This window comes from Pararhizobium sp. O133 (genome assembly GCF_051669845.1).
Taxonomy (GTDB): Bacteria; Pseudomonadota; Alphaproteobacteria; order Rhizobiales; family Rhizobiaceae; genus Pararhizobium.
The window spans coordinates 4,281,155-4,305,732 of sequence record NZ_CP196426.1 but is presented as its reverse complement, the minus strand read 5'-3'; the positions used below and the strand labels follow the sequence as shown (position 1 = coordinate 4,305,732).

The window sequence follows — 24,578 nt, the reverse complement described above, 5'->3', positions numbered from 1 at the left end:
GCTGCCGGATGACGGCCAGATTATCGGGAGGCCAGCATCTTCATCATCTGCTGGATGTCGATCGAGGCGAGGCCGAAGTTCCGCTCCGTCAGGTCCTTCAGCTTCTCCGCCGTCACGGCAACGGTCTGGCGGATCTGCTCTTCCGTATGCTCGCTGGTAATGAAGAAGCGCAGGCGCGCCAGGCCTTCCGGCACCGCCGGATGGATGATCGGCAGGGCGTTGATGCCTGCGGTCAGGAGATCGTTCGAGAGTTGCACGGCGCGCAACGAATCGCCCACCAGAACGGGGACGACCGAGAAACCGGCGCTCAAGCCCGTGTCGAGACCCGCCTCCTGGGCGAGCTTCAGGAACAAGGCGCCATTGCGCTTCAGCGCGGCAACGCGCTCGGGCTCGCTTTCAAGGATGTCGAGGCTGGCGATGGCCGATGCGGTGAGAACCGGCGCGAGGCCGACGCTGTAGACGAAGCCGCCGGCGGTCGCCTTGAGGACGGCGGCAAGTGCCGCGCTGCCGGCGATATAGCCGCCGCAACTCGACGTGGTCTTGGACAGCGTGCCCATCCAGATATCGACCTGACGCGGGTCGATGCCGAAATGTTCGAACGTGCCGCGGCCGTGCTTGCCGAGAATGCCGAGAGAATGCGCTTCATCGACCATCAGCCAGAAGCCGTATTCGGCCTTCAGCTTCATGATTCCCGGCAGGTTGGCGATGTCGCCATCCATCGAATAGACACCTTCGACGATCACCAGAATGCGGCGATAGTCGCCGGCAACCGTGCGCAGCACATGCTCCAGGTCGTTGGCATCATTGTGCTTGAACAGGCGCCGCGTCGCGCCGGACAGCTTGATGCCGGCCAGCGCGCTGTTGTGGATGAACTCGTCGTGGACGACGAGATCCTTCGGGCCCATCAGGCAGCTGATCGCCGCGACATTGGTGAGATAACCGCTGACGAAGCAGACGGCGGCATCGACGCCGTAGAAGGAGGCGATGCGCTCCTCGAGTTCGGCATGGGCCGGACGTTCGCCAGCGACGAGACGGCTGGCGGAGGCGGAGATGCCGAACGTGCCGATAGCATCGCGCGCGTTCGACAGCACATGTGGGTGACGGTTCAGTCCGAGATAGTCATAGGACGCGAAATTGATCAGCTTGCGGCCGTCAATGACGGTCGTCGCGCCGGCCGCCGTCTGGTGCGCCCGGTAGAATGGATTGTCGATGCCGAGCTGCTCGCTCGCCACTTTCTGAGTCAGAACCTGCTTGTATTCCGGCAGGTCCTCGAAACGGGTCTGCTTGCGGCGAACAGGCGGAGGAACGTCGCGCTCGGAGCGCGCCATGCGGTTTCGTTCGGAAGACTGGTGCGCATTGCGCATCCGGTCCAGCAGGTTTTCCTTCAGGCTGCTGTTCATCTTCGAAGCGGTTTGACGTTCCTCGTTCTTGCTCATTGACTGACTGCCTTCTCCGTATCGTTTCCGGCTCCGTTGCCCGTATGGCGCTGCGTGAGCTCGTTGACGATCTTGTTGTCGGCTGGCTCGCTGTCTTCCTCGCTGCCGTTGTCGCGCTTGCTGACCTTGTCGTACAGCTTGCGGGCCACATCGCCAACAGTGGTATTGTCGGCGACACCGCTGAGCGGCATGTCGAAGCCGGTATTCTGCTGGAAGCTGATCCCGAGTTCCACGGCCATTAGACTGTCGAGACCGATTTCCTTCAGAATCTTGTTGCGCGAGATCGTATCTTTGGAGACGCGCAGGATGGCGGCGATTTCGCCGGCAACCAGATCGTAAAGGATGTCCTCGGCTTCCTGCGCCGATTTTCCTTCGATCATCGCCACCAGATCCATCGTCTTGCCATCGCTGCCCGACGAATGCTGGTCGGCCGTGCGCAGGATGACTTCAAACAGGGCGTTGCGAACGACCGGCAGGTTGCGTGCGGCGGCCCAGTCGAGCTCGGAGATCATCGCCACGGCCGCATCGACCGTGCCCGGATCGGAGCGAATATAACTTTCGACCTGATTAAGGGCCGACTGCGCCTTTAGCGCGGTCTTGCCGATGCGCTTGGAGAGCAGGTCATTGACGTCCGTATTCTGGGCCAGATAGCCCTTGTCGGCAATGGCGCCGAAGCCGATGGCAAGACCGGGCAAGCCTTCCAGACGGCGGGTGCGGGCCAGACCTTCGAGATAGCCGTTCGCGGCAACATAGTTGGCCTGTCCCGGATTGCCGACGAGCGTCGTTGCCGAGGAAAACAGGATGAAATGCTCCAGCGTATCGGCACGAGTCAGCCTGTCGAGAACGGCGGCACCCCTGGCCTTGACGTCGATGACCGGACGATTGCGCTCGCGGCTGAGATTGTTGATCAGCGCGTCGTCGAGAACCATGGCGGCGTGAACGACGGTCTTCAGCGGTGCGATCTGGCGCAGCGTCCGCAGCAGATTGTCGGCTGCCGCTTCGTCGGTGATGTCGCAGGCGTGAACCGTTGCCGAAACACCCTTGCTTTCCCAGCGCTTGATCGCTTCCAGCGTTTCGCTATCGGCGACGCCGCGGCGGGTCGAGAGTGCGATGTTGCGGGCGCCCTTGTCGACCAGCCAGTTCGCGGCTGCAAGGCCGAAACCGCCGATGCCGCCGACGACCAGATGCACGCCGTGGCTATCGATCTGCATGCGGCCGGCCGGGCGATTGGCAACCTCGTCGCGGCCGGAAACAGGCGGCAGGACGACGATCTTGCCGATATGGCCGGCATTCTGCATCAGGCGGAAGGCGTTGCCGATCTCGTCGAACCCGAAGGCGCGATAGGGCAGCGGCACCAGCTTGCCTTCTTCGAAGAGGGCGCCGATCTCGGTGAAGATCCGCTTCGTCAGATCAGGCGCATTGACCAGCAACTGGTCGGCATCGATGCCGAAATAGCTGATATTGCGGCGGAACGGACGCAGGCCGATCTTGCTGTCGGCATAGTAATCGCGCTTGCCGAGTTCGAGGAAACGGCCGAACGGCTTGACCAGCGACAGGCTCTGTTCCATCGCCTCGGAGAATAGCGAGTTGAGGACGAGGTCCACGCCTTCGCCGCCGGTGACGCCGAGGATGTCGTTGACGAAGGCCAGCGAACGCGAATCAAAGACATGATCGGCGCCGAGCATCTTGACGAAGCGACGCTTCTCGCGCGTGCCGGCCGTGGCGATGACCTTGGCACCGGCAAGCTTGGCGACCTGCAGGGCGGCAAGACCGACACCGCCGGCTGCACCATGGATCAGGATCGTTTCACCCGCACGGATGCGGCCGAGTTCCATCATCGCATAATAGGCGGTGAGGAAGGCGACCGGCACGGTTGCTGCCGCGACCGGGCTGACGGTTTCCGGCAGACGGGCGACGCCTGAACGGGACACGACGGCGTGGGTCGAGAACGCCGCGGGACCGATTGCCATGACGGCATCGCCGACCGACAGATCCTTGACGCCGCTGCCGATGGCGACGACGTGGCCGGACAGTTCCATGCCGATCGTTGCGCCGGCAAAGCCGTCTTCAAGCGCTTCTTCCGGCAGAAGGCCCATGGCCCACATGACATCGCGGAAGTTGAGGCCGGTCGCTGCAACGGCGACCACGACATCGTCGGGGCCGGGCCGCGGGATGTCTGATTCTTCCCAGGCAATGCTGCCAACCTGCGAGCTGACGCGTTGGCGGATAGTCGCTGCCTTGAAGCTGGAGGTGCGGCGCAGCGCCTGGCTGACCGGACCCGGAACGGCGCGGATTTCCGACAGGATGCCCGTCTTGCCGTCCAGCAGCCATTCTCGGTTGCCACTCTCATCCGAAAGCAGGACGATCGCCGTGGCGAGCTGGCTGCCGGCATCGGCCTTCGGGCCGGTCAGGTCGAGCGAATGGATGTCGAGGATATCGTACTCGTTCTGGAGAACGCGCGTGAAAGCCCAGAGGCCGCTGTTGACACTGGAGCCCGCCACGTCCTTCGAACGCGAAGCCACCGTTACCGGCGAACCGCCGGGGGCCGCGACAACGAGGCGCGGGCGCTGTTCGGCGGCTGGCTCGGCATCCGCATAATGTTGGCGCAGGGCTTCGGCGAAGGCGCTGAGTGAGAGGACGCGGCTCTGCAGGACAGCCGAATCCTCGCTACGATCGTTTAATGTCGCCGCCGACAGATAGACGGCGCGTACCGGCTTGTCGTGAAGACCCTGAAGGGCTTCCGCCAGCTTGGCCTTGTCCATGTCGAAATCGCCGCTCACCTGAACCGGAACGAGAGGCGACTGGATGGCGTCCTTGCCCGACGGCAGCCCCTTGTGCAGGGCCGAGACGCTGCCTTCATGCAGGACGATGACTGGCGTCGCCACATCGAGCGGCCGCGCAACATCCGCCTGCTTGGCCTCGGTCAGCCGCCCGCCCTGGGCTTCGACGACGATGATATTGCCATGCGAGAGCTCGCGATCCTCTACCGTGACGTTGCGCAGGCCGAGGTCGCCCAGGCACTTCTGCCACTGGGTGACGGTGGCGAGCTTTCCGATCGGGAAATCGATGGCCTGGCTGCGAGCGAACCAGCCTTCGGTCAGCCCGAAGGTGAAATCGCTGAACACGGTCGGCGCATTGGTCGCGGCGACCAGTGCGCCGTTTTCGCCAAGGCTGGTCCGTATCGCGTTGCGGATCGCCGCATCCTCGTCGACCAACTGGAAGAGTGTGTCCGATGCGCTGACGGCGAGATCGAAAGCCGGAAGGCTGCCAAAGGCGTCCTTCTTGAGGACCCGCACATGGGCGTGTTCCTCGAAGGCGATTTCGAGGTTGCGCTGCGCATTTTCACGCGGCTCGACAACGATCAGGCTGGCGTCATATTTCGTCGCCAGGGTCGCCAGGCGGCTGGTGAATCCGGCGGAAACGGTACCGGCCTCGACAATCCTGAGATCCCGCTTGCCGTTTTCACTTTCCAACGCCTTTTCGACGGCGTCGAGAACCAGTTCCATCCGCTGGCGGGTGGATTCCGAGTGTACCGTCTGGTGATCCAGCGTCGCATCGCTGATGAAGCCCTGCGGCTTGGTGCCCACCTCGGGTTCGATACCGGAAATCTCGGCGGCAAACAGGCTGTCGATGCGATCAAGCGCTTCCGCATAGGAATTGTTGATCAGCACGGCTTCGACGGCGCGCTCGGAGCACTCACCATAGAGTTCCTTCAGGATGTCGCCGACCGGCGGCAGCGAGAACTCGGTCGCGATCTTCCAGCTTCCGCCCTTGTGCTCGCACAGGCCGGCATCTTCCAGGACATAGAGGCAGTTCGCCAGGAAGCAACGGAAGGCAAAGTCGCCGGGAAGCGAGCGCGTGTCGATCTTCGCCGTCCCCTTGCCGAGCTTCAGCGCTATCTCATGGCAGGCACGGTAGATCGCGGCATTGAAGAGAAGCGTCGTATTGTCGATGCCGGTATCGTCGGTGGCAGCGACCAGCGGCAGCGGCAAGGCGGTCGAAGAGACCGCGGCTGAAAGCGGCGCGGCGCGATCCGACGGGATTGCCTCGTAGTGGAAGGACAGCATGTCGAGCGTCTTGTGCTGACGCAGGTAGGTCCGGCGGAAACGGCAATCGTCGAACGCGGCGATGAGTTCGCCATCGGCGCTGAAGAAGCGGAACTTCGCCTTGATCGAGTTGGCGCTGATGCGCTCGATTTCGACCACGGCGCGCTTGACGGTCAAACCGGAATTGCTGATGCGAACGGAACCAAAACGGACCGGAATGTAAGGTGCACCACCGGCTTCGCCGGTGAAGCGATCGAACAGCGCCACCATTCCGTGGAACGTCGCATCCACTGAAATCGGGTTGAGGCTGTATGTCACGAACGGGTTGCCGGCATCTTCCGGCTCCTTCAGTTCGACATCGATGAACCGGTCGCCATAGGAGACGGCCTTCGCCATTAGCTGGAAGCGCGGGCCGTAGTCGAGGCCGAACTGGCGGGCGGTTTCGTAGGCCTTGGCCGGCGTGACCGTCGCCGTCTTTTCCATCCCGGCGAACGGGTTCGCGGAAACGGCCGTATTTACCGGGATCGGCTTGCGGCTGCGGGCCACGGCATGCACGGCCCAATCGTCTTCCGACAGGCGTTCGCGCGAACGGATTTCGATATCCCCGGTTTCCGGCGAGAGCACGGTCGACAGTTCCATCATCCGGTTGTCGGCGAGTTCCAGCGGCCGGACGATTTCCAGGTTGGTGATATCGACTACCGGCGTGCCGTAGAATTGCTGCGCGGCGGAAATGGCGATTTCGATGAAACCGCTTCCCGGCAGGATGGCCTTGCCATCGACGATATGCTCCGCCAAGTCCGGAAACAGATGGGCATCGACATGGTTCTTCCAGCTGCCGCTGTTGAGGTCGGCGCGCCAGCCTGCAAGCGTGTAGGGGACCTTGGAGCCGCGGCCGAACAGATCGGTCGCATCGCTGGTCGATGCCGGACGCAGTTCGGTCAGTTCGAATGGCAGGTTGGGCAGGCGGACAAAGGCATTGCGCTTGCCGAACAGGCGGGCCTCGTCGAAGGCGGCGCCGTGGGAGATTGCTCGCGCCATGGCGCGCGAGATCGGATCCTGGCCTTTTTCGCCGGGGTCGCGCAGAAGGGTCGGCACGACCATGCCGGGGATCGACGCCTGCTTGACTGTTTCCTTCAAGTAGGACGAGAGGATCGGGCGCGGCGAGATTTCGATGAATAGGCTGCAGCCGAGTTCGATGGCGGCTTCGGTCGCGGCTTGGAAGCGCACCGGTTCGCGCACGTTCTTCCACCAGTAGTCCGGATCCAGTTGCGTGCCGTCCAGCCGCGAGCCGGTGACGGTTGACAGATAGGCGAGTTCCGACTTGCGCGGCGCGATATCCGGGATGTCTCCGAGGAAGGCCTTTTTCGCCTGATCGATGATCGGGTGGTGGAACGGATAGTTGATGTCGAGAATCTGGACCGGGATCTTCGCCTTGCGGGCGGCGTCGCGATAGGCGGACACTTCGTGGGCGGGACCCGAAATCGTCACCGAATTGTGCGCGTTGATGGCGGCGACGCAGACATGCTCGAGGCCACGGGTCTTGGCAAAGGCGTTTGCGGCATCTTCGCCGAGCATGACGGCTGCCATCGTGCCCTGGCCGGCCAGAAGGTCCTGATGCAGCGAGCGCTTGGCGACGATCGAGACGGCATCGACCAGCGACAGCGTGCCGGCCGCATAGGCGGCGGCGATTTCGCCGACGGAATGGCCGAAGACGGCGGTCGGCTTGATGCCCATGGCAACGAGCGAATCCGACAGTGCCGCCTGAACCGCGAACAGCAGTGGCTGGGCGACCTTGGTGTCGGACAGTTTCTTGTCGAGATCCGGATCGGTCAACAGATCGGTGAGGACGATGTCCGAGTGGAATTTGAACAGCGCACTGACGGAGGTGAAGCACTGCCGGAAATGCAGGTTTTCACGGAAAGCCTCGACGCCCATGCCGGCCCACTGTGAGCCGTTGCCGGAGAAGACGAAGGCGACTTTCGCATCCTTGGTGACAGCTTCACCGGCTTCCCCGATGTCAGAAGCCGGCTTTTCCAGATGGCTGGCGATGGCACGGATGATGTCTTCGGGATGATCGCTGCGCGCGGCGAAGCGATGGCGCATCTGCGTGCGATTGGCGCCGGAAGCGGCAATGATGGAGCGTGCCTCTTCCTTCGAGGCCTTGGCGAAGGCCGATTTGTACGACTTCAGCAGGTCTTCGAGGCTGTTGGCGGTGTGGGCGCTCGCCATGAAGACATGGCCGGTGGCGTTGTTGCGGTGGCGCTCGTCCTGAACCGGATCCGGATCGCTGATGACGACGTGGGCATTGGCGCCGCCAAAGCCGAAGGAGTTGATGCCGGCGAGGCGGGCGCGCTTGCCGCGCAGAAGCTCGATCGGGTTGGCCGTGACGCGGACGTTCAGACCGTCAAAATCGATATTTTCGTTCGGCGTATCGAAATGCAGCGAGGCGGGCAGATAGTTATTCTCAAGCGCCATGACGGCCTTGAGCATCCCGAACAGGCCGGACGCCGGCTCGGTATGGCCGATGTTCGACTTGATCGAGCCGATCGGTACGGGCGCGCGGCGGTTGGCGCCGATGACGGTGCCGATCGACCAGACTTCGGCGGGGTCGCCCACCTTGGTGCCGGTACCATGGCCTTCGACGAAGGCGACCTGGTTGGAATCGATGTTGTTGCCCTGATAGATCGCGCGCAGCAGGTTGGCCTGCGCTTCGCGCGACGGCAGTGAAATACCGTTGGTACGACCGGCGGAATTAACGCCGGTCGCGATGATCTTGGCGTAGCTGCGGTCTTTTTCCTGCTTGGCACGGTCGGAGCGGCGCAAGACGAAAACGACGCCGCCTTCGGCACGCACATAGCCGCCGCCGTCATTGTCGTAGGCGCGGCAGAGGCCTTCAGGCGACAGCATGCGGGCCTGTGCGAAGCCGACGAAAGGCAGCGGATGCGCGAGGATATTGACGCCGCCGACGATGGCCGTGTCGATTTCCCCGTCATTCAGCGCCCGCATCGCCTGGTCGAGGGCGACTAGCGACGAGGAACAGGCGGTATCGACCGTCATGCTGGGGCCGCTGAGGCCGAAAATATGCGAAATACGGTTCGAAACGATCGACAGCGTATTGCCGGTCATGAAGTAGGGACCGGCGGCGGCCGGGTCCTCGACTGTCAGGTTGGCATGGTCGAGGCTCGACGCGCCGATGTAGACGCCGACATTTTCGCCATGCAGCGATGGGACGGAAATGTTCGCGTCCTCGAGCGCGCGCCACGCGAGCTGCAACAGGACGCGCTGCTGCGGATCCATATACATGGCTTCGCGCTGCGACATGCCGAAGGCAGCCGGATCAAAATCATAGACGCTGTCGAGTACGCCGGCCGCAAACGAATAGGTCTTGCCCGGATTGCCAATGACAGGATGCCAGAAGCGAGCAAGATCCCAGCGGTCGGAAGGTATGCGTGTGACGGTGCATTTGCCTTGGCGCAGGATGCGAAACAACGCCTGAGGCGAATTGGCTCCCGGGGCGAGACATGCGCGCCCTATGATTTCAACTGTCATATTTTATCGAACGCTCTAAACTGCTGTGAGTTGTTTTAGCTGCTTACACTTGAAACGCGAAAAAGCAATCGGAACTTCCCTTCGGACCCGCGGGAGCGGATCGTCATCCTTTCGACGCCAGCTATATTAGCGTCCTTTTAACCCATGTTCACTAGCTTTCAACCCTATTGTGCGAACATACACTTGGCGTATGGGCGTCCAACACACTTATGGAGACATGCCGTAACCGTTGTGGAGAACCTATTGCCGGAAAGGCGCACCGCGAATTATTTCGGCGGCTGTGTCCTGGAATGGCTTGTTGTGGGACAATGATTGTGCTTTTCAAGGGGCGATCGGAATTCCGGTTATCAGAATGCAGCGGCGCCGATGGTATCTCGAATGCCATTTTGGAGTCGATTTCGGAGTGCTTTAATTGAACCGTTTGAATGCGATCCTGATTTGTGCCCTCTTGACGGGATGTCAGGCAGTTCCGGGCGAAGGCCCTGTTTCTTCTGAAATTATCAAGGATGCTGGCCTTTCAGGTAAGGAGCTTGGCCGGACGAACACGGCTGCCTATGACATTATAGACGTCGATGCGCGTTCGGCGCGTCTGGTGTCGGAATATGTCGCAACGGCAATGAACAGGCGATTCGGTATTGGTGGCGGTGTCGGGCGCGTGGTCATCGGCGTCGGCGACCAGTTGAAGATCACCATCTTCGAAGCCGGCAGCGACGGTTTGTTTTCCACGACGGAATCCAAGCAGACCAATCTCGACCTCGTGGTCCAGCCGAACGGCATGGCGTCCATTCCTTATGTTGGTCTGGTACAGTTCGCCGGCAAGACGCTCGAACAGGCGCGCCAGACCATTCTCGACGCACTGGTCAAGAAGGCTGTCGAACCGGACGTCATCGTCACCAGCATGGCAACCGCATCGCGCAATGTCACCGTTTCGGGGGCGGTCGGCCATTCTGCCGTCGTGCCGCTCAGCCTGGTCAGCGAGACGATCAACGAAGTCATCGCCAAGGCCGGCGGCCCGACCGCCCAGCCGTATGAAACCTACGTTACCCTGGTTCGCGGCAAGAAGACCGGCACCGCGCTGTTGAAGTCGATCATCGAAAATCCGTCGGAAAACGTCCGCGTTCTGCCGGGCGACCAGGTTTTCGTGACCCGTGACCCGCGCACTTTCACCGTTCTCGGCTCGACCCGGATCAACAAGCGCGTCGAATTCGGCGCCAACGACCTGAACATTCTGGAAGCCGTGGCGCTGGCCGGTGGCGGCGACGACAATGCCGTCGATGCCAAGGGTTATTTCATTTTCCGCTACGAAGAAGCCGACGTTGTTTCAAGCCTGCTTGGCCGCGAGCGCTTCAACGCCATGCTGAACAAGGGCATGGCGCCGGACAGCCAGGGTCGCTACCCGATCGTCTACCGTCTCGACATGAGCCGGCCGGACAGCCTGATTGTCGGACAGACATTCCCGGTCAAGAGCCGCGACGTGATCTATGCATCGCGCCATCCGTCCGTCGATTTCGCCAAGTTCCTGTCGATCGTCGCCCGACCCATCGGCTTGGCAAGCGGCGCGACGAGCGCGGTCCGCAACGTGGAACGTCTCGGCGACTGATCGTTCGACAGCTTCGGGCTGGCGCGAGACACGCATTCAAAAGCCAGCACTCATCGGGTGCTGGCTTTTTTGTTGGGTCCAAACCGGAATTAAAAGGAAAGGTCGAGGACGCGATCTTCAAACAGGCGGTTGCGTGAACCCTCGAGATGCAGTCGCATGGCCTTCTGTGCATCCTCCGCCCGACCGTCGGCGATTGCCCGGTAGATGGCATTGTGCTCGTCGAACACCCGCTCCAGCCCAAGCCGCGGCCCCATCAAGGAGAGGCCATGCAAATGCATGCCGACGGCGATATGCGGCTTCAGCGCGTCGATCGAGGCCGTGTAATAGTGATTGTTCGCCGCTTCGGTGACGCAGCGATGGAAAACGAAGTCGGCATCAGTGCGATGGAGCTGGTGGCTGGTTGCCTCGCGCAGATCGGCAAGGGCGGTGGCGATCTTCTGGATGGCGGCCTCGTCACGCCGTTGCGCCGCGAAGAAGGCGGCGGCTGGCTCGATCGTCAGTCGGAATTCGTAGCAACGCTGGATATCGGCGATGGTCTTGACCGGCGAATAGGCCAGATGCGTTGCCGGCGACGCCTGGGCACTCACAAAGGTGCCGGCGCCCTGGCGGGAATAGACCATGCCTTCTTCACGCAGCCGGCCAAGCGCATCGCGAACGATCGGTCGCGAGACGCCCATGATCGAGGCCAGTTCATGCTCGCCCGGAAGGCGGGAATCCGGAGGATAGTTGCCCGAGCGGATGCGCTCTTTCAACTGGTCGAAGACGCGATCGACAAGCCTGACCGACTTGCCGCGCTCTGGCTTGGCGTTTGCGCCGGGCTCTCCGATTGAGGGGGCATCTTGCGCCATTCTTTTCACCACGCCTGTTTTTCGATCCTTGTCCCATTGGACATCGCTTCACTTAACAGATTCTCGGGCACGAGTTTTAGCAAAGAATCGATATTGCCGAAGCTCCCGGATTTAACCGCGCAGCGAAATGTCCGGCCATCGGGACCGCTGATTTCAAACCAGGGAATACCCGCCTCGATGTCGCCGTTCGGCACGAGAACGCTGGTGCCAAGTTCCCTGAGGATGGCAAGCGCCGTATCGCCGCCTCCCATCATCAGCATGTCCGGGCGCGTTCGCGCGACCACATCGCGGATACCCTTCGCAAAGCGGGCGACGACATCCTCGGGATTCGAGACCTGTTCGCCGGAGCAGCGCGCAACGGCGGGAAGCGACTTAATAGCGGCAACGGGCAGCGCTCCGGCGGGTGCGTCCGCTATCGAGGTGATCCAGCGGTGTTCGTGAAGTTGGGCGATCTGAGAGGAGGTGATCGGATCACGGGAGCCGAAGGCGAACAATGTTTCAGAGGTTGGCGCAAAGGCCGGCGGCGCAACTGCCGGTCGAAAGAAGGCCCTAGCAAAGGCGCTGCCAAGACCGCGCGCGCCGACGGCAACAGCGTTGCTCCAGTCGGTCCGGTGTACCAGATCGTCCAAATCCCCATCGCTTATGGCATCGAACACCTCGACAGTATTGACGTCCGCTGGAAACAGCGGGCGGATGGGAAGGGGCTTGTCGACACCACGGCCGGTGACGGCGCCATCGACGGTGAAGCGCTGCTGGTCGGGGATCGCCGGGGCGACGATGATGTGCCGGCGGCCGGCGGCTTTCGCCAGCGCCAGGCTTTCGGCGGCGACATTGCCCTTCAGCCGCGAGTCGATCTTCTTGAACAGAATATCGGGCTTTGCAGGCCCGAGGGCGGAAAGAACAGCTGCGATCCGGGCCGCCGCTTCGTCTTCGGGCAGGGCGCGTGACGCCGTGTTGACGACCAGCACCTCCGGATCACGCGCCAGCGCCTCGGTCAGAGCCTCCACCTGGATCGCCACGACCACCTTCAGGCCGGCCTCGACGAAGGGTGTGCCGGTATCGAGCGCACCCGTCAGGTCATCGGCGATAATGGCGACTTTCAATGTCATCCAGGCAGACCCTCGGTGACCGCATGACAGGCGACCATATGGCCCGGCCGGGCCTCGCGCCATTCCGGCACGACCTTGCCGCAGACATCCATGGCGATCGGGCAGCGGGTGTGGAAACGGCATCCGGCGGGCGGCGAGAGCGGGCTCGGCACGTCGCCCTGCAGGATCTGCCGTTTGCGACTGCGCTCATGCGCCGGATCGGCCTCCGGCACAGCCGACAGCAGCGCCTTCGTATAGGGATGCAGCGGATGCTCGAACAGTTCCTCGCGGGTCGCAAGCTCGGCCAGACGCCCGAGATACATGACGCCGACACGGTCGCTGATATGGCGCACCACCGCAAGGTCGTGGGCAATAAACAGATAGGTCAGCCCATATTTCTGCTGCAAATCGAGCAGCAGGTTGATGATCTGCGCCTGGACGGACACATCGAGCGCCGAGATCGCTTCGTCGCAGACGATGAATTTCGGCTGACAGGCGAGCGCGCGGGCAATCGCCACACGCTGTCGCTGGCCGCCGGACAGTTCATGCGGATAACGCGAGGCAAAGCGTGGCGGCAGGCCGACATCGGCGAGCAACGTGGCGATCCGGTCCTTGAGTTCTGCCTTGGTGGCGAGCTTGTGAAACAGGATCGGCTCGCCGACGGCTTCACCGATCGTCATGCGCGGGTTGAGCGTCGAGTAGGGGTCCTGGAAGACGATCTGCAACTGGCGACGATAGGGCCGCATAGCCTTTTCGTCGAGTTCGACGATGTTCTTACCCTGATAGATCACCTTGCCTTCGGTTGCCCGGTGCAGGTTGAGCAGGGTGAAGCCGGTGGTCGACTTGCCGCAGCCGGATTCGCCCACAAGGCTCAGCGTTTCGCCCTCGAAAATGTCGAAATTCACATCATCCAGCGCATGCACGGTGGCAGCGCGCTCGCCGAAGGCGCCGAGCCGCACATGGAAGTGCTTCACCAGGTTTTCAATACGCATCAGCGGTTGGGCAGCCATCACGCGGCCTCCAGTTTTCTTTGGGCAACGAAGCAGGCAACACGATGCGCGCCGTTCGGGCCAATGCCTTCCAGCGACGGAACCATCTCATGGCAGACCGCTTCCGCAAGGGGACACCGGGGCGCGAAAGGACAGCCTTTGGGACGGCGGCCGGGCTCCGGCGGCGTGCCGCCGATCGAACTCAGGCGCATCGAGCGTTCGTCTGACAGTTTCGGGATCGAGGCAAGCAGCCCTTGGGTATAGGGGTGGCTCGGATTGGCAAACAGCGCATCGACGGGCGCATCCTCAACGACGGTGCCGGCATAGAGCACGTTGATGCGGTCGACGAGGCCAGCGATCAGCGCCAGGTCGTGGGTAATCCAGACAACCGACATGCCGAGCTTATTGCGCAGGTCCTTCACCAGATCGACGATCTGCGCCTGGATGGTGACGTCGAGCGCAGTGGTTGGTTCGTCGGCGATCAGCAGCTGCGGATTGCAGGCAAGGCCGATGGCGATCATCACGCGCTGGCGCATGCCGCCGGACAGTTCGTGCGGATAGGCGTCCAGCCGGTCCTCGGCACCGGGAATGCCAACGAGCTTCAGCAGTTCGCCGGCGCGCTTGCGGGCTTCGGCCTTCGACATGCCGCGGTGGTAAATCAGCGGCTCGGCCAGCTGCTGGCCGATGCGCATCACCGGGTTCAACGAAGTCATTGGGTCCTGGAAGATGAAACCGACATCGCCGCCGCGCACTTTGCGCAGCTCCGAATTCGACATCGTCTGCAAGTCGCGCCCGGCAAAATTGGCTTCGCCCTTCGTCACACGAATCTTGTTGGGCAAGAGCCGCATCAAGCTCAGCATGGTCAGGCTCTTGCCGCAACCGGATTCGCCGACAATGCCCAGCGTCTCGCCCTTGTCGACATGCAGGTCGATGCCATCGACGATGGTCGCCGGACCGTTGCGGGTCTCGATCTCGATCGTCAGGCCCTTGACGTCGAGAAGGCGTTCGCCGGTCTTGGCCGATGGTTGTGGGCGAATATCATTGGCCATCATCATCATTTCGCTCCGCGCGGATTGAGTGCGTCGTTGAGTCCATCGCCCAGGAACGAGAAGGCGACGGAGGCGAGGCCGAGCACGGCGGCGGGGGCGGCGAGCAGATGCGGATAATGCTGCCAGACGCGCAGACCGTCGGAAATCATGTTGCCCCAGCTGGGTGTTGGCGGATTGACCCCGACGCCGAGGAAGGAGAAGGCGCTTTCCAGCACCATGGCGGTGCCGAGCCCGGCGCTGACGGCGACGATCAGTGGTCCCAGCGCATTGGGCACGACATAGCGCATCAGGATGATGCGGTTGGTCAGGCCCAGGGCCTGGGCGGCGGTGATATAAGGCCGCGAGCGGATCGACAGCACTTGTGCGCGGACAAGGCGCGCATAGGGCGGCCAGGAGATCAGCGCCATCGAGCCGAAGACCAGCAGGAAATCGACCCAGATCGTTTCGCGGTAGAAAGGATTGAGCGTCGCCAGATAACGGCTCTCCATCCAGCTGGCGATCGGCGACTTCAGCGAAGCATTGATGACGACGACGAGCAAGAGGTTGGGGATCGACATGGTCATATCCGTCAGCCACATGACGATCCGGTCCAGCCAGCCGCCGAAGAAGCCGGCGAGGGCGCCGAGCGTCACGCCGATGAGGACAGCGATGAAGGTGACGACGATAGCAACGAGGAAGGCCGTGCGTGTTCCGTAGATGACCCGGCTGAACACGTCGCGCCCGAGATCGTCCGTGCCGAACAGATGAGACAGCGACGGCGCCAGATTGCGTGAATTGAGGTCCTGGCTGAGAAAGTCGTAAGGCGTCAGGTACGGGCCAAAAAGAGCTGTGAAGGCGAGGATGACGACGACGACGAGGCCGAAGACGGCGAGCTTGTTGCGGCGCAGCCGGTGCCAGGCGTCTCGCCAGAGGCTGACGGGCGGTTCGATCTCGATGGGAGCGTTGGTCATGGGAACGACGGACATGGTCAGCGGCTCCTTCTGGTGTCGTTGGCACGCGGGTCGAGCAGCGGATAAAGCACATCGACCAAGAGGTTGGAGATCATCACCAGGAACGAGCCGATCAGCGTGATGGCAAGGATGACGGGATAATCGGTATTGGTCAGCGCCTGCACCGTGAGGCGGCCAAGACCGGGCAGGCCGAAGACCAGCTCGACGAAGATGGCGCCGTTGACGATGGTGATCATGATCAGGCCGAGCTGGGTGACCACCGGCGTCAAAACCGGGCGGAGGATATGGCGGAGTGCCACCATCACCTCTGGAACGCCCTTTGCCCGTGCCGTACGAACAAAATCCTCCGACAGCACTTCAATGACAGCGGCGCGCGTCTGGCGTACGATGAGGGCGATCGGCTGAAAGGACAGGACGATCAGCGGCAGCAGGATACGCACGTCGAAGACTCCGCCCCAGCCATAAGGAACCGCCGAGCCCGGAAGGATCATGATCAGCAGGACCATCAGCATCGGGCCGGCGACATAGGCCGGGATCGCCCAGAGGAACAGGGCCGAGCCGAGGATGGCATAGTCGGTGCGAGTGTTCTGGTTGAGCGCCGCGATCAGCCCGAGCGGAATGGCGACGACGGCGGTGAGGATGACGGAACAGAGCGCGAGCTTGAAGGAAACGGGCGCTGCAGCCGAGATCATTGCCCAGACGGAGCGGCCGGAGCTCAGCGAATTGCCGAAATTGCCGTGCAGCAGGTTCCAGATATAGCTGGCGAATTGGATGAGGAAGGGACGGTTGAGGCCGGCGCTTTCGCGGATCGCCTCGATACGCTCCGGATTGTAGGCGACGTCGCCGGGCGCGCGCAGGAATATCAGCTTGATCGGATCGCCGGCGCCGTAATAGGCCAGTGCATAGACGCCGAGCATGACAAGAAGGACGGATGGGATCCAGACAAGGAAACGGGTTGTTATATAACGCAGCATGGCAGTTCCCCACCGTTCGTTTCAGAAGATGATGCCTTGAGCTTTGCCCTGCGGCGAAAGTCCGCAATCATACTCCAGCATTCGCAGTCCGTGCGGAAGCGGGTCTCCGCTCCCGCACAGAAGTGTTCGGCATCACGACGCCTCAGGCGATCGAGATGTCCCAGGGGGCGACGACCTGCCAGTCGAGGTTCTTGTCCATGCCGGATACCTTGTCGGTTGCCCAGCGCGACATCGCCTGGGCGTACCAGGGAATGAAGTTCCAGTCTTCGCGGAAGGCCTTCTGGGCTTCCTGGGCAAGGGCGACGCGCTGCGGATCATCCGCTGCCTTGGTCGCTGCTTCCGCCAGCAGGCTATCGACCTTGTCGTTCTTGTATCCGCCGAGCTTGTTCTGCGCGTTCGATGAGGTCGAGGCGATGGAGCCGGCCAGATAGGAGACGGCATCGGGAACGCGGGTGCCGACATCGTCGCGGAAGATCTGGACCGCGTTCTGGTCCGGACCGGCATAGGCGTCCTGCTGCGGCTTCATGTCGACGGCGGTGATGCCAAGGTTCTGGCGCCACTGTTCGGCGATGAACTGGGCGGCGGCCTCGATGGCCGGGCCGGACACGCCGACGAACAGAAGCTTCGGAAGCCGTTCCGGTCCGCCATAGGTCGATTCCGACAGCAGCTTCTTGGCGCCTTCCGGATCATACGGGTAGGGCTCGAAGCCGGAATTGTCGGCGCCCGGCACGGAGTTGAGGACCTGGTCGGTCTTCTTGTGCGGGCCATCCGGGAACGAGGCTTTCATCAGGCCTTCGCGGTCGACGGCCATGATCAGCGCCTGGCGAACCTTCGGATCGTCCATCGGCGCGCGCGACGAGTTGAACCAGAAATGCTGGCTGGTCGGAATCAGCGGTCCCTCTGCAAAGCTGGCACCGAGATCCTGAATGATGGTCGAGGTGACAAGCTCCGTATGGGCATTGTACTCGCCGGATTTCAGAAGGGACGTTGCCGTGACATTGTCTTCGATCGAGTCGATCTCGATGCGGGCAAGTTTCGGCTTCGGGCCGAAGAAGTTTTCATTCGGCTCGAACACCAGCTTGCCAGCGTCGAGGTCGATGCTGGTCAGCTTGAACGGACCGGAATAGACCGCGTTATTGGCCGGCATGTACCATTCGGCGATTTCCTCGCCGTCTTCGCCGCGGGACTGCGAAGCCTTGGTGATCGGCGCAATGTGGTTGCCGAGGCGCATGAAGAAGATCGGGTCGGATTCGGATAGCGTGACGACGACCGTACCTTCGTCCGGCGTGGCGATGCCGGAGATTTCCTTGGCCTTGCCGGCGCCGACATCGGCGTAGCCTGCGACCTTGCCCAGGACCTGATCGGCGCGCTGGCTCTTGGTGTTCGGCATGGCCGAGACGTTCCACGAACCCTTGACGTCCTCAGCGGTGATCTTGCTGCCGTCAGAGAAAACGGCCTTCGGATCGATCTTGAAGGTCCATGTCTTGTTCTCTGCGTCCGGCTCCCAGCTTGTAAAGACGTAAGGGTGCAGTTCACCCTTCGAGTCGAAATACATTGGCGACGCCCACCAGACGGAATTCCACCGATAGGGCACGCCACCACCGCGCAAAGGCGACCAATCCTGGTTGAAGGCCGGGTTCGCGACCTTGAGTACCTGGCCCTCCTGAGCAACGACGATGCGGGCGCTCAGGCCGAAGAGACCGAGCGCGACGCTGGTGCCAAGACCGAGTTTCAGGGCGCTGCGGCGTGTGATCTGCGGCTGCGACGAGCCGGCTTGATTGTTCGGGTTAGACATCTGATCCTCCAATAGATGCTGTCATCGCGCCCTCCGCTCTCCGGTTCCTGACAGATTGCCGCGCCATGATGATGCCAGACACTGGATCGATATTGTAAATATGTCAACATTAATTCTTTGGAATATTCATGTCGGTTCTGAGTTTATGAATTAAACCGTTATTTTTCAATGGCGTATTTTATGTGTGGAATTTTTGGAACGGAATTTTTCTTGACAACTTGTCATGATTGATGAAGAAGCGGGTGATGGCGGCGACCGGAATATCGGCCGGCGTATGCGGCGGGAGGAATTCGCACCATGACCATTCACAAGATCACCGGCGTCTACAGCGCTGCCACGACGCCGCTCAACGCCGATGATACGCCTGATCTCGGCCTGTTCGCAGCCCATTGCCGGCGTCTTCTCGACGAGGGATGCCATGGCGTGGCTTTGCTGGGCACGACCGGCGAGGCAAACTCCTTTTCCTCGGCCGAGCGCCGCGGGATACTCGAAGCCGCGCTGAAATCCGGTATTCCCGGCGACCAATTGATGCCCGGTACCGGCGTCGCAGCCATTCCCGATACGATCGAGCTTACGAAACATGCGCTTTCGGCCGGCGTCAGCCGCGTCGTGATGCTGCCGCCCTTCTATTACAAAGGTGTGTCTGACGACGGCCTCTTCGCTGCCTATGCGCGGATCATCGAAACGATTGCCGACGACCGGCTGCAGGTCGTTCTCTATCACATTCCGCAGGTTTCCGGCATTCCGCTGAGCCTGCCGCTGATCGGCCGGTTGATCGAGGCCTTCCCGGACACAGTTGTCGGCATCAAGGATTCCTTCGGCGACTTCGCAAATATGGAAGCGCTGATTGCCGCATTCCCGGGATTTTCGGTGCTGGCCGGCGCTGACCCGCTGCTGCTGCCGCTGATCAAGGCGGGCGGCGCGGGCTGCATTACCGCGACGTCCAACCTGGTCGCCAACTCGTTGCGTACCGTCTACGACCATGCCAACGATCCCACGCGCGCAGCGGACGTCGAGGCGGCGCAGGCCCGCATCAATGCCTACCGGTCGCTGTCGAATTCCTACGTCCAGATCCCGACGATCAAGGCGATGGTCGGCCTGAAGAACGGCAATTCCGCCTGGGCGCGACCGCGCGCGCCGCTGATGGCGCTAAGCGCCGCAGACCAGGCCGATCTCGCCGTCAAGTTCGCGCAACTGCCGTGAAGGAGGGTGCCATGACATCCGGTTCCGGCCTGAAACCCGAGCAAATTCCGCCTCTTATGAACGGCGTCATCAAGCCGGACGGTGGCGAAAAGCTTCGTTTCGACGCCTTCCTGCCATCGCCTTGCGTGCAGAACCACGCCGCCAATCTGGCCTTTCTGCCCGATGGCACGCTGACCTGCGTCTGGTTTGGCGGCACGATGGAGGGGATGGGCGACATCTCCATCTATATGTCGCGACTACTACCTGGTTCAGACACCTGGTCGGCGCCGGAAAAGATGTCGGACGATCCGGCGAAATCCGAACAGAACCCGCTGATCTTTACCGCGCCGGATGGCAAGATCTGGCTGATCTTCACTTCGCAGACGTCCGGAAATCAGGACGGGGCTGTCGTCAAGCGGCGGATATCGAAGGACGGTGGCCTGACATTCGGACCGGTCGATATTCTCTGCGACAGTCCCGGCACGTTCGTGCGTCAGCCGGTCGTCGTCAACGGAGCCGGCGTCTGGCTGCTGCCGGTGTTTCGATGCATCGGTGCTCCCGGCCAGCGTTGGACTGGCGATGTCGATACGGCCGCCGTGCTCGTTTCGCGTGATGCCGGCGTCAGTTGGCAGATGGTCGATGTGCCCGACAGCATCGGTGCCGTGCACATGAACATCGTTCCGCAGGGCGACGGGCGCATGGTTGCCCTGTTCCGCAATCGCTTCGCTACCCAGATCCTGCGCAGTGTGTCTGATGATGACGGAATGACCTGGAGCGCGCCGGAGCCGACCCTGCTGCCGAACAACAATTCCTCGATCCAGGCGACCGCGCTTTCGGATGGACGAATCGCGGTGATATACAATCATTCCAATTGCTTGACCTCATCCGACCGGCGCCATTCGCTCTATGACGAGATTGAGGCGGAGGAATCGCCCCCGGCGCCGGAGGTCGTTGCGACGGAGCGGAATGATGCACGCAAGGCCATCTGGGGTGTTCCGCGTGCGCCGATGAGCCTTGTGTTCTCGGCGGATGGCGCAAGGTCATTCACCGATCCTGTCGATCTCGAGACCGGCGACGGATATTGCCTGACCAACAATTCCAAGGATGCGCTCAACCGGGAATATTCCTATCCCTCGATCGTCGAGGGGGCGGATGGCGCGCTGCATATCGCCTATACCTATTACCGCCGCGCCATCAAATATGTGCGGCTGGAGCCCCGCTTTACCGGCCGAATGCCGGCTTGAAGGCGGGGACCGAACGGACGGTTCCCGCATCAGATCATCGCCTTGCTTTTACAAATGCGTGAAATCGGCACCATGTGTTCCTGTTTTTAACAAGTTGGGTTCGATTCTGCTGCAAAGCAGTCCGAAACCGACGGAAACGCCGATATTTATACAATTTTCAGCGCTGGACAGCCATGTTTTTCCAGCCCTCTTTGGCGTATCCAAGAAACCCGCCGAGTAAAAACTGTTTTCAAAAATTTCGTTAAAAAACACAGTATTATGGCTTCCTAATTCGGTTGGTCTGACGAAAATCCGACTGGGTTTGGCAGAAAATCGGATTACGGTGAACCTTCACCCTTGCCAAGAAACGGGGATACATGTAACAAATTTACATGTTGTTCGCGCCGCTGAGAGGTGTGAGCGCAGAAACGACGAGGAAGAGCCCATGATCAGCCTGAGCGCCCCCATCGCGATCGTTCGCCCGGAGATCATCGAATTCGGCGTCGGCGTTGCCGGAAAGCTTGGCGCCTGGGCAAAGGTGAAAGGGTTTTCGCGCGTGCTGGTGATTTCCGACGCGTTCAATGCATCGCGTGTCGGCGTTCTGGAATTGCCAGGCGAGGTCACCGTTTTTTCCAAGGTGAAGCCCGAACCTGATACCGACAATCTCGATCTGGTGTTGGCGGCAGCGGATGCGGCGGACGCCGATCTAATCGTCGGCTTCGGCGGCGGCAGCGCGATGGATCTCGCCAAGCTTGCGTCAGTTCTGTCTGGCTCCACCCAGACGCTGCGCGATGTTGTCGGGGCGGGAAAAGTCACCGGCCGTCGCCGGGCAGCCCTCGCGCAGGTGCCGACCACATCCGGAACAGGCAGCGAGGCCGGTATCCGCGCACTCGTCACTGACCCCGCGACGCAGGCCAAGCTTGCGGTCGAAAGCATCCATATGCTCGCCGATATCGCCATCATCGATCCCAGCCTCACCTTCACCGTGCCGGCCGCAACCACGGCCGCGACCGGCGTCGATGCTATGGCGCATTGCGTCGAGGCCTTCACCAATCGCAAGGCACATCCGATGATCGATCTCTATGCGATCGAGGGTGTGCGTCTGGTCGGCCGCTTTCTCGCCCGTGCCGTTGCTGACGGTTCGGATGCCGAGGCACGCGCCGGCCTGTCGCTTGCCTCGCTCTATGGCGGCTTCTGTCTCGGCCCGGTCAATACCGCAGGCGGCCACGCGCTTGCCTATCCCCTCGGAACCCGCTGGCACGTCGCCCATGGCGCGGCCAATGCGCTGATCTTTCCGCATGTGCTTGCCTTCAACACGCCATCGGTGCCGGAAAAGACGGCGCAGGTGATCGAAGCCCTCAATCTCAAGGCACGCGGCCACCAGGCTTCCGTCTTCGACGCGACCTTCGAATTCTGCGCCGCGCTCGGTATCGAGATGCGGCTTTCGGGGCTTGGCGTGCCGGAGACAGATCTCGGCGCAATGGCTGACGATGCCTTTGCCATTCGCCGGCTGCTCGATAACAATCCACGCGATCTTGGCCGAGGCGATATTCTTTCGATCTATCAAGCCGCATACTGACTGGAACAGACCTGCGATCGGCGGAACCGCATCGCAGAAGAGGCGGCAGGCCCGCCACGGAGGACATGAAGCATGAACACATCGCGCGTAGCCGTCACGCTGGGAGACCCGGCCGGCGTCGGGCCGGAAGTCATCGTCAAGGCCTTGGCCGCCCTGCCGCAGGCCGATAGGGAGAATTTCGTCATCGTCGGTAACGTGCAGGCGCTGGAACGGGCCAATCGGGTAACGGGCACCGAACTCACATTTTCCGCCACGCCGTCCACCGGTGCAATTGCGGTCGACGAGGTCGCCATAGACGGCAGCCTGCCGGAGATCGGCAAGGTCAGCCCTGTCGCCGGCGATGCGTCGGTGCGCTATATCAAGCGTGCCGTCGAACTCGCCCAGTCCGGCGCTGTCGATTGCATCGTCACCGCCCCGATCAACAAGGAGGCGATGAATCTCGCCGGCCATCATTTTGACGGCCATACCGGCCTTCTCGCCCATCTCACCGGCTCGAAAAGCTCCTTCATGCTGCTCGCCTCGGAGCGGCTGAACACTATCCACGTCTCCACCCATGTCTCGTTGCGCACCGCGATCGAGCGGGCGACCGTCGAGCGGGTGCTGGCGACCATCGAGGCGGGGCATCGGCATTTCCTGCGGCTCGGCAAGAAGGCGCGCATCGCCGTTGCCGGTATCAACCCGCATTGCGGCGAGGGCGGCCTGTTCGGTGACGAGGACACGAAGTTCCTGGCGCCGGCGGTCGAACTGGCGCAGGCCAAGGGCATCGACGTGGTCGGGCCGATTTCAGCCGATACGGTCTATGCCCGCGCCTATGGCGGTGCCTTCGATCTCGTCGTTGCGCAGTATCATGACCAGGGTCATATCCCGATCAAGCTGGTCGCCTTCGAGACGGCGGTCAATGTATCGCTCGGCCTGCCGATCGATCGCGTCTCTGTCGATCACGGCACGGCCTTCGATATTGCCGGAACGGGTAAAGCCAACCACGCCAACATGCTCTCGGCCATCGATTATGCGCGGCTGGTCGCGGCGGCGCCGAGAAGCGCCGTCTGACGGGTTGATACTGGCTCAATTCTGATCGAAATAGTCGCTGCGGATTTCGCGCCGGATGAGCTTCAGCGAGCGATCCGGCTCGATGATATAGGTCTCGTAGGCAACACCGTTTAAGGTGCGGAAGGAGTTGTGCACACGGCTGCCAACCGGCGATTTCGTCAGTTTGGTTCGCGGCTGGCCGCCATAGGTGATGCTGCCGGGGATGGGCTCGACCACCGGCGCCGTGCAGGAAGCCAGCAGGAGTGCGATTGCGCTCAGGAAGACAAGAGATTTCATCCGGGCCACTCCTTGTGGTTGGCTGTCGGAGCATGTCACGGGCGAGGCGGCACGGTCAATATTTTCGCAGGCCTGAGTCGACGGTGCTCGTTCAAAACGCCGTGTAGAGCCTGGATTTACCCGTTGGAGAGGTTGCGTTCGTTGCCTGGTTGTGCGCCAAAACCTACTTGGCTTCGGCTTCCTGGAAATGCTTGACGCTGAGCGCTGCGATGCATAGCGCGATGGCCGGCGTGTTTGCGGTGAAATAGGGGCCGTCATCGATCTTGGCCGTTCCGCCGCGCGAATCCCAACTGACGCCGCCGACGCAGCCGGGCACCAGACTTTGCGCCAGAAAATAGGCATCGTCGATCTTGCCGGTAAAAGAGGGCAAGCTACTGCTTTCATCACCGTCGGACGGATAGAGCCAAACGACCTTACGTTCTTCCTTGCCGCCCTCGCCCTTGCCCACCGTCTTCACATGACGCTTGTAGCCCATGACGATCCCGATCGAAATGTCGAGATCCCTGCTGGGCTCTTTGGCATGCTGCAACTGCAGGATCAGATCGGAAATTGCCATCGTCGGGACTCGAAGCCTTGTTTCAATGCCGCCTAAGTAGACCGGCACAGCCATGCAATCAACACCGATGCTCATATCACGAGACTGTGCGCGGAGCAGGGGCCCAATATTGTGACAAAGGACTTTAGCGTTCCAACCTTGCGCGTCGCTAGTGTTTTGCCGTGTTCTGACCTGATGCAGGAAAGACGAAATGAAGCTGGCCGGACTTGATCGAAGCGCGCTCGATCAACGCCTTATGCTCCTCCCGCATCGCCTGGGAGCGCTCACGGAATGCCCGCGACCGTTCGAGCACCGCCTGCGTCCGTGCCGTGATTTCCTCGATGTAACTCATATCTGACCCCAAGGCTGAGCCGCGATGTCGCCATCCGGCAATGTTCTGTATGTTCAC

At 61.7% G+C, this 24,578-nt stretch carries 17 protein-coding genes; 5 read left to right on the top strand and 12 right to left on the bottom strand.

Annotation, left to right across the window (positions count from 1 at the left end; translation table 11 throughout):
- Positions 1–20: 20 nt before the first annotated feature.
- Both ACST81_RS20905 and ACST81_RS20900 read right to left on the bottom strand, forming a co-directional pair.
- Positions 21–1,436: an aminotransferase class I/II-fold pyridoxal phosphate-dependent enzyme gene (locus ACST81_RS20905; RefSeq protein ID WP_438750313.1), complete on the bottom strand. Its 1,416-nt coding sequence runs from the start codon at positions 1,434–1,436 to the stop codon at positions 21–23.
- A complete protein-coding gene (locus ACST81_RS20900) occupies positions 1,433–9,031 on the bottom strand; it encodes a type I polyketide synthase (RefSeq protein ID WP_438750311.1) in 7,599 nt (2,532 codons plus the stop codon). The genes ACST81_RS20905 and ACST81_RS20900 overlap by 4 nt, the downstream gene beginning before the upstream one ends.
- Positions 9,032–9,443: 412 nt before the next feature.
- Between ACST81_RS20900 and ACST81_RS20895 the strand changes: the two genes are divergently transcribed.
- Positions 9,444–10,631, top strand: coding sequence for a polysaccharide biosynthesis/export family protein (locus ACST81_RS20895; protein WP_438750310.1), 1,188 nt, complete (start codon positions 9,444–9,446; stop codon positions 10,629–10,631).
- Positions 10,632–10,720: 89 nt separating this feature from the next.
- Here ACST81_RS20895 and ACST81_RS20890 read toward each other — a convergent pair whose 3' ends face one another.
- The 7 genes from ACST81_RS20890 to ACST81_RS20860 all read right to left on the bottom strand — a co-directional run bounded on the left by ACST81_RS20890 (position 10,721) and on the right by ACST81_RS20860 (position 18,324).
- On the bottom strand, positions 10,721–11,479 hold the full coding sequence (locus ACST81_RS20890; RefSeq protein WP_438750308.1) for a FadR/GntR family transcriptional regulator: 759 nt from the start codon (positions 11,477–11,479) through the stop codon (positions 10,721–10,723).
- 5 nt (positions 11,480–11,484) lie between these two features.
- Complete coding sequence (locus tag ACST81_RS20885; RefSeq protein WP_438750306.1) at positions 11,485–12,588, bottom strand: four-carbon acid sugar kinase family protein; 1,104 nt, start codon at positions 12,586–12,588, stop codon at positions 11,485–11,487.
- Positions 12,585–13,577 (bottom strand): ABC transporter ATP-binding protein, encoded by a 993-nt coding sequence (locus tag ACST81_RS20880; protein WP_438750304.1) that lies wholly within the window; start codon positions 13,575–13,577, stop codon positions 12,585–12,587. The genes ACST81_RS20885 and ACST81_RS20880 overlap by 4 nt, the downstream gene beginning before the upstream one ends.
- Positions 13,577–14,611, bottom strand: a complete 1,035-nt coding sequence (locus ACST81_RS20875) for an ABC transporter ATP-binding protein (RefSeq protein ID WP_438750301.1) — start codon at positions 14,609–14,611, stop codon at positions 13,577–13,579. Before ACST81_RS20875 ends, ACST81_RS20880 begins: the two co-directional genes overlap by 1 nt.
- Positions 14,611–15,570: an ABC transporter permease gene (locus ACST81_RS20870; protein ID WP_438750300.1), complete on the bottom strand. Its 960-nt coding sequence runs from the start codon at positions 15,568–15,570 to the stop codon at positions 14,611–14,613. Before ACST81_RS20870 ends, ACST81_RS20875 begins: the two co-directional genes overlap by 1 nt.
- Positions 15,571–15,572: 2 nt before the next feature.
- Positions 15,573–16,529, bottom strand: coding sequence for an ABC transporter permease (locus ACST81_RS20865; protein WP_438750298.1), 957 nt, complete (start codon positions 16,527–16,529; stop codon positions 15,573–15,575).
- A gap of 142 nt (positions 16,530–16,671) precedes the next feature.
- Complete coding sequence (locus ACST81_RS20860) at positions 16,672–18,324, bottom strand: ABC transporter substrate-binding protein (RefSeq protein WP_438750296.1); 1,653 nt, start codon at positions 18,322–18,324, stop codon at positions 16,672–16,674.
- Positions 18,325–18,621: 297 nt separating this feature from the next.
- Here ACST81_RS20860 and ACST81_RS20855 point away from each other — a divergent pair, with 297 nt between their 5' ends.
- From ACST81_RS20855 to pdxA, 4 genes are all read left to right on the top strand, one after another.
- On the top strand, positions 18,622–19,527 hold the full coding sequence (locus ACST81_RS20855; protein ID WP_438750295.1) for a dihydrodipicolinate synthase family protein: 906 nt from the start codon (positions 18,622–18,624) through the stop codon (positions 19,525–19,527).
- 11 nt (positions 19,528–19,538) lie between these two features.
- On the top strand, positions 19,539–20,750 hold the full coding sequence (locus ACST81_RS20850) for a sialidase family protein (protein ID WP_438750293.1): 1,212 nt from the start codon (positions 19,539–19,541) through the stop codon (positions 20,748–20,750).
- Positions 20,751–21,174: 424 nt separating this feature from the next.
- Entirely contained in the window at positions 21,175–22,308 is a 1,134-nt protein-coding gene (locus ACST81_RS20845) for an iron-containing alcohol dehydrogenase (protein WP_438750291.1), read from the top strand.
- 72 nt (positions 22,309–22,380) lie between these two features.
- Entirely contained in the window at positions 22,381–23,358 is a 978-nt protein-coding gene (pdxA, locus tag ACST81_RS20840) for a 4-hydroxythreonine-4-phosphate dehydrogenase PdxA (RefSeq protein ID WP_438750290.1), read from the top strand.
- A 15-nt stretch (positions 23,359–23,373) separates the two neighbouring features.
- Here the strand turns inward: pdxA and ACST81_RS20835 are convergent, their stop codons facing one another.
- The 3 genes from ACST81_RS20835 to ACST81_RS20825 form a co-directional block, all read right to left on the bottom strand.
- On the bottom strand, positions 23,374–23,634 hold the full coding sequence (locus ACST81_RS20835; protein WP_438750288.1) for a hypothetical protein: 261 nt from the start codon (positions 23,632–23,634) through the stop codon (positions 23,374–23,376).
- A gap of 163 nt (positions 23,635–23,797) precedes the next feature.
- The gene (locus tag ACST81_RS20830; RefSeq protein WP_438750287.1) at positions 23,798–24,190 is read right to left on the bottom strand and encodes a hypothetical protein; all 393 of its coding nucleotides are present in this window, start codon (positions 24,188–24,190) and stop codon (positions 23,798–23,800) included.
- 148 nt (positions 24,191–24,338) lie between these two features.
- A complete protein-coding gene (locus ACST81_RS20825; RefSeq protein ID WP_438750286.1) occupies positions 24,339–24,521 on the bottom strand; it encodes a hypothetical protein in 183 nt (60 codons plus the stop codon).
- Positions 24,522–24,578: the final 57 nt, after the last annotated feature.

What these genes read in the sequence shown, in the direction of transcription:
- ACST81_RS20845 (WP_438750291.1), top strand. Translation starts at nt 21,175, where the DNA reads ATGATCAGCCTGAGCGCCCCCATCGCGATCGTTCGCCCGGAGATCATC.
- ACST81_RS20830 (WP_438750287.1), bottom strand. Translation starts at nt 24,190, where the DNA reads ATGGCAATTTCCGATCTGATCCTGCAGTTGCAGCATGCCAAAGAGCCC.
- ACST81_RS20835 (WP_438750288.1), bottom strand. Translation starts at nt 23,634, where the DNA reads ATGAAATCTCTTGTCTTCCTGAGCGCAATCGCACTCCTGCTGGCTTCC.
- ACST81_RS20880 (WP_438750304.1), bottom strand. Translation starts at nt 13,577, where the DNA reads ATGGCTGCCCAACCGCTGATGCGTATTGAAAACCTGGTGAAGCACTTC.
- pdxA (WP_438750290.1), top strand. Translation starts at nt 22,381, where the DNA reads ATGAACACATCGCGCGTAGCCGTCACGCTGGGAGACCCGGCCGGCGTC.
- ACST81_RS20885 (WP_438750306.1), bottom strand. Translation starts at nt 12,588, where the DNA reads ATGACATTGAAAGTCGCCATTATCGCCGATGACCTGACGGGTGCGCTC.
- ACST81_RS20905 (WP_438750313.1), bottom strand. Translation starts at nt 1,436, where the DNA reads ATGAGCAAGAACGAGGAACGTCAAACCGCTTCGAAGATGAACAGCAGC.
- ACST81_RS20900 (WP_438750311.1), bottom strand. Translation starts at nt 9,031, where the DNA reads ATGACAGTTGAAATCATAGGGCGCGCATGTCTCGCCCCGGGAGCCAAT.
- ACST81_RS20890 (WP_438750308.1), bottom strand. Translation starts at nt 11,479, where the DNA reads ATGGCGCAAGATGCCCCCTCAATCGGAGAGCCCGGCGCAAACGCCAAG.
- ACST81_RS20875 (WP_438750301.1), bottom strand. Translation starts at nt 14,611, where the DNA reads ATGATGATGGCCAATGATATTCGCCCACAACCATCGGCCAAGACCGGC.
- ACST81_RS20855 (WP_438750295.1), top strand. Translation starts at nt 18,622, where the DNA reads ATGACCATTCACAAGATCACCGGCGTCTACAGCGCTGCCACGACGCCG.
- ACST81_RS20825 (WP_438750286.1), bottom strand. Translation starts at nt 24,521, where the DNA reads ATGAGTTACATCGAGGAAATCACGGCACGGACGCAGGCGGTGCTCGAA.
- ACST81_RS20870 (WP_438750300.1), bottom strand. Translation starts at nt 15,570, where the DNA reads ATGTCCGTCGTTCCCATGACCAACGCTCCCATCGAGATCGAACCGCCC.
- ACST81_RS20850 (WP_438750293.1), top strand. Translation starts at nt 19,539, where the DNA reads ATGACATCCGGTTCCGGCCTGAAACCCGAGCAAATTCCGCCTCTTATG.
- ACST81_RS20865 (WP_438750298.1), bottom strand. Translation starts at nt 16,529, where the DNA reads ATGCTGCGTTATATAACAACCCGTTTCCTTGTCTGGATCCCATCCGTC.
- ACST81_RS20860 (WP_438750296.1), bottom strand. Translation starts at nt 18,324, where the DNA reads ATGTCTAACCCGAACAATCAAGCCGGCTCGTCGCAGCCGCAGATCACA.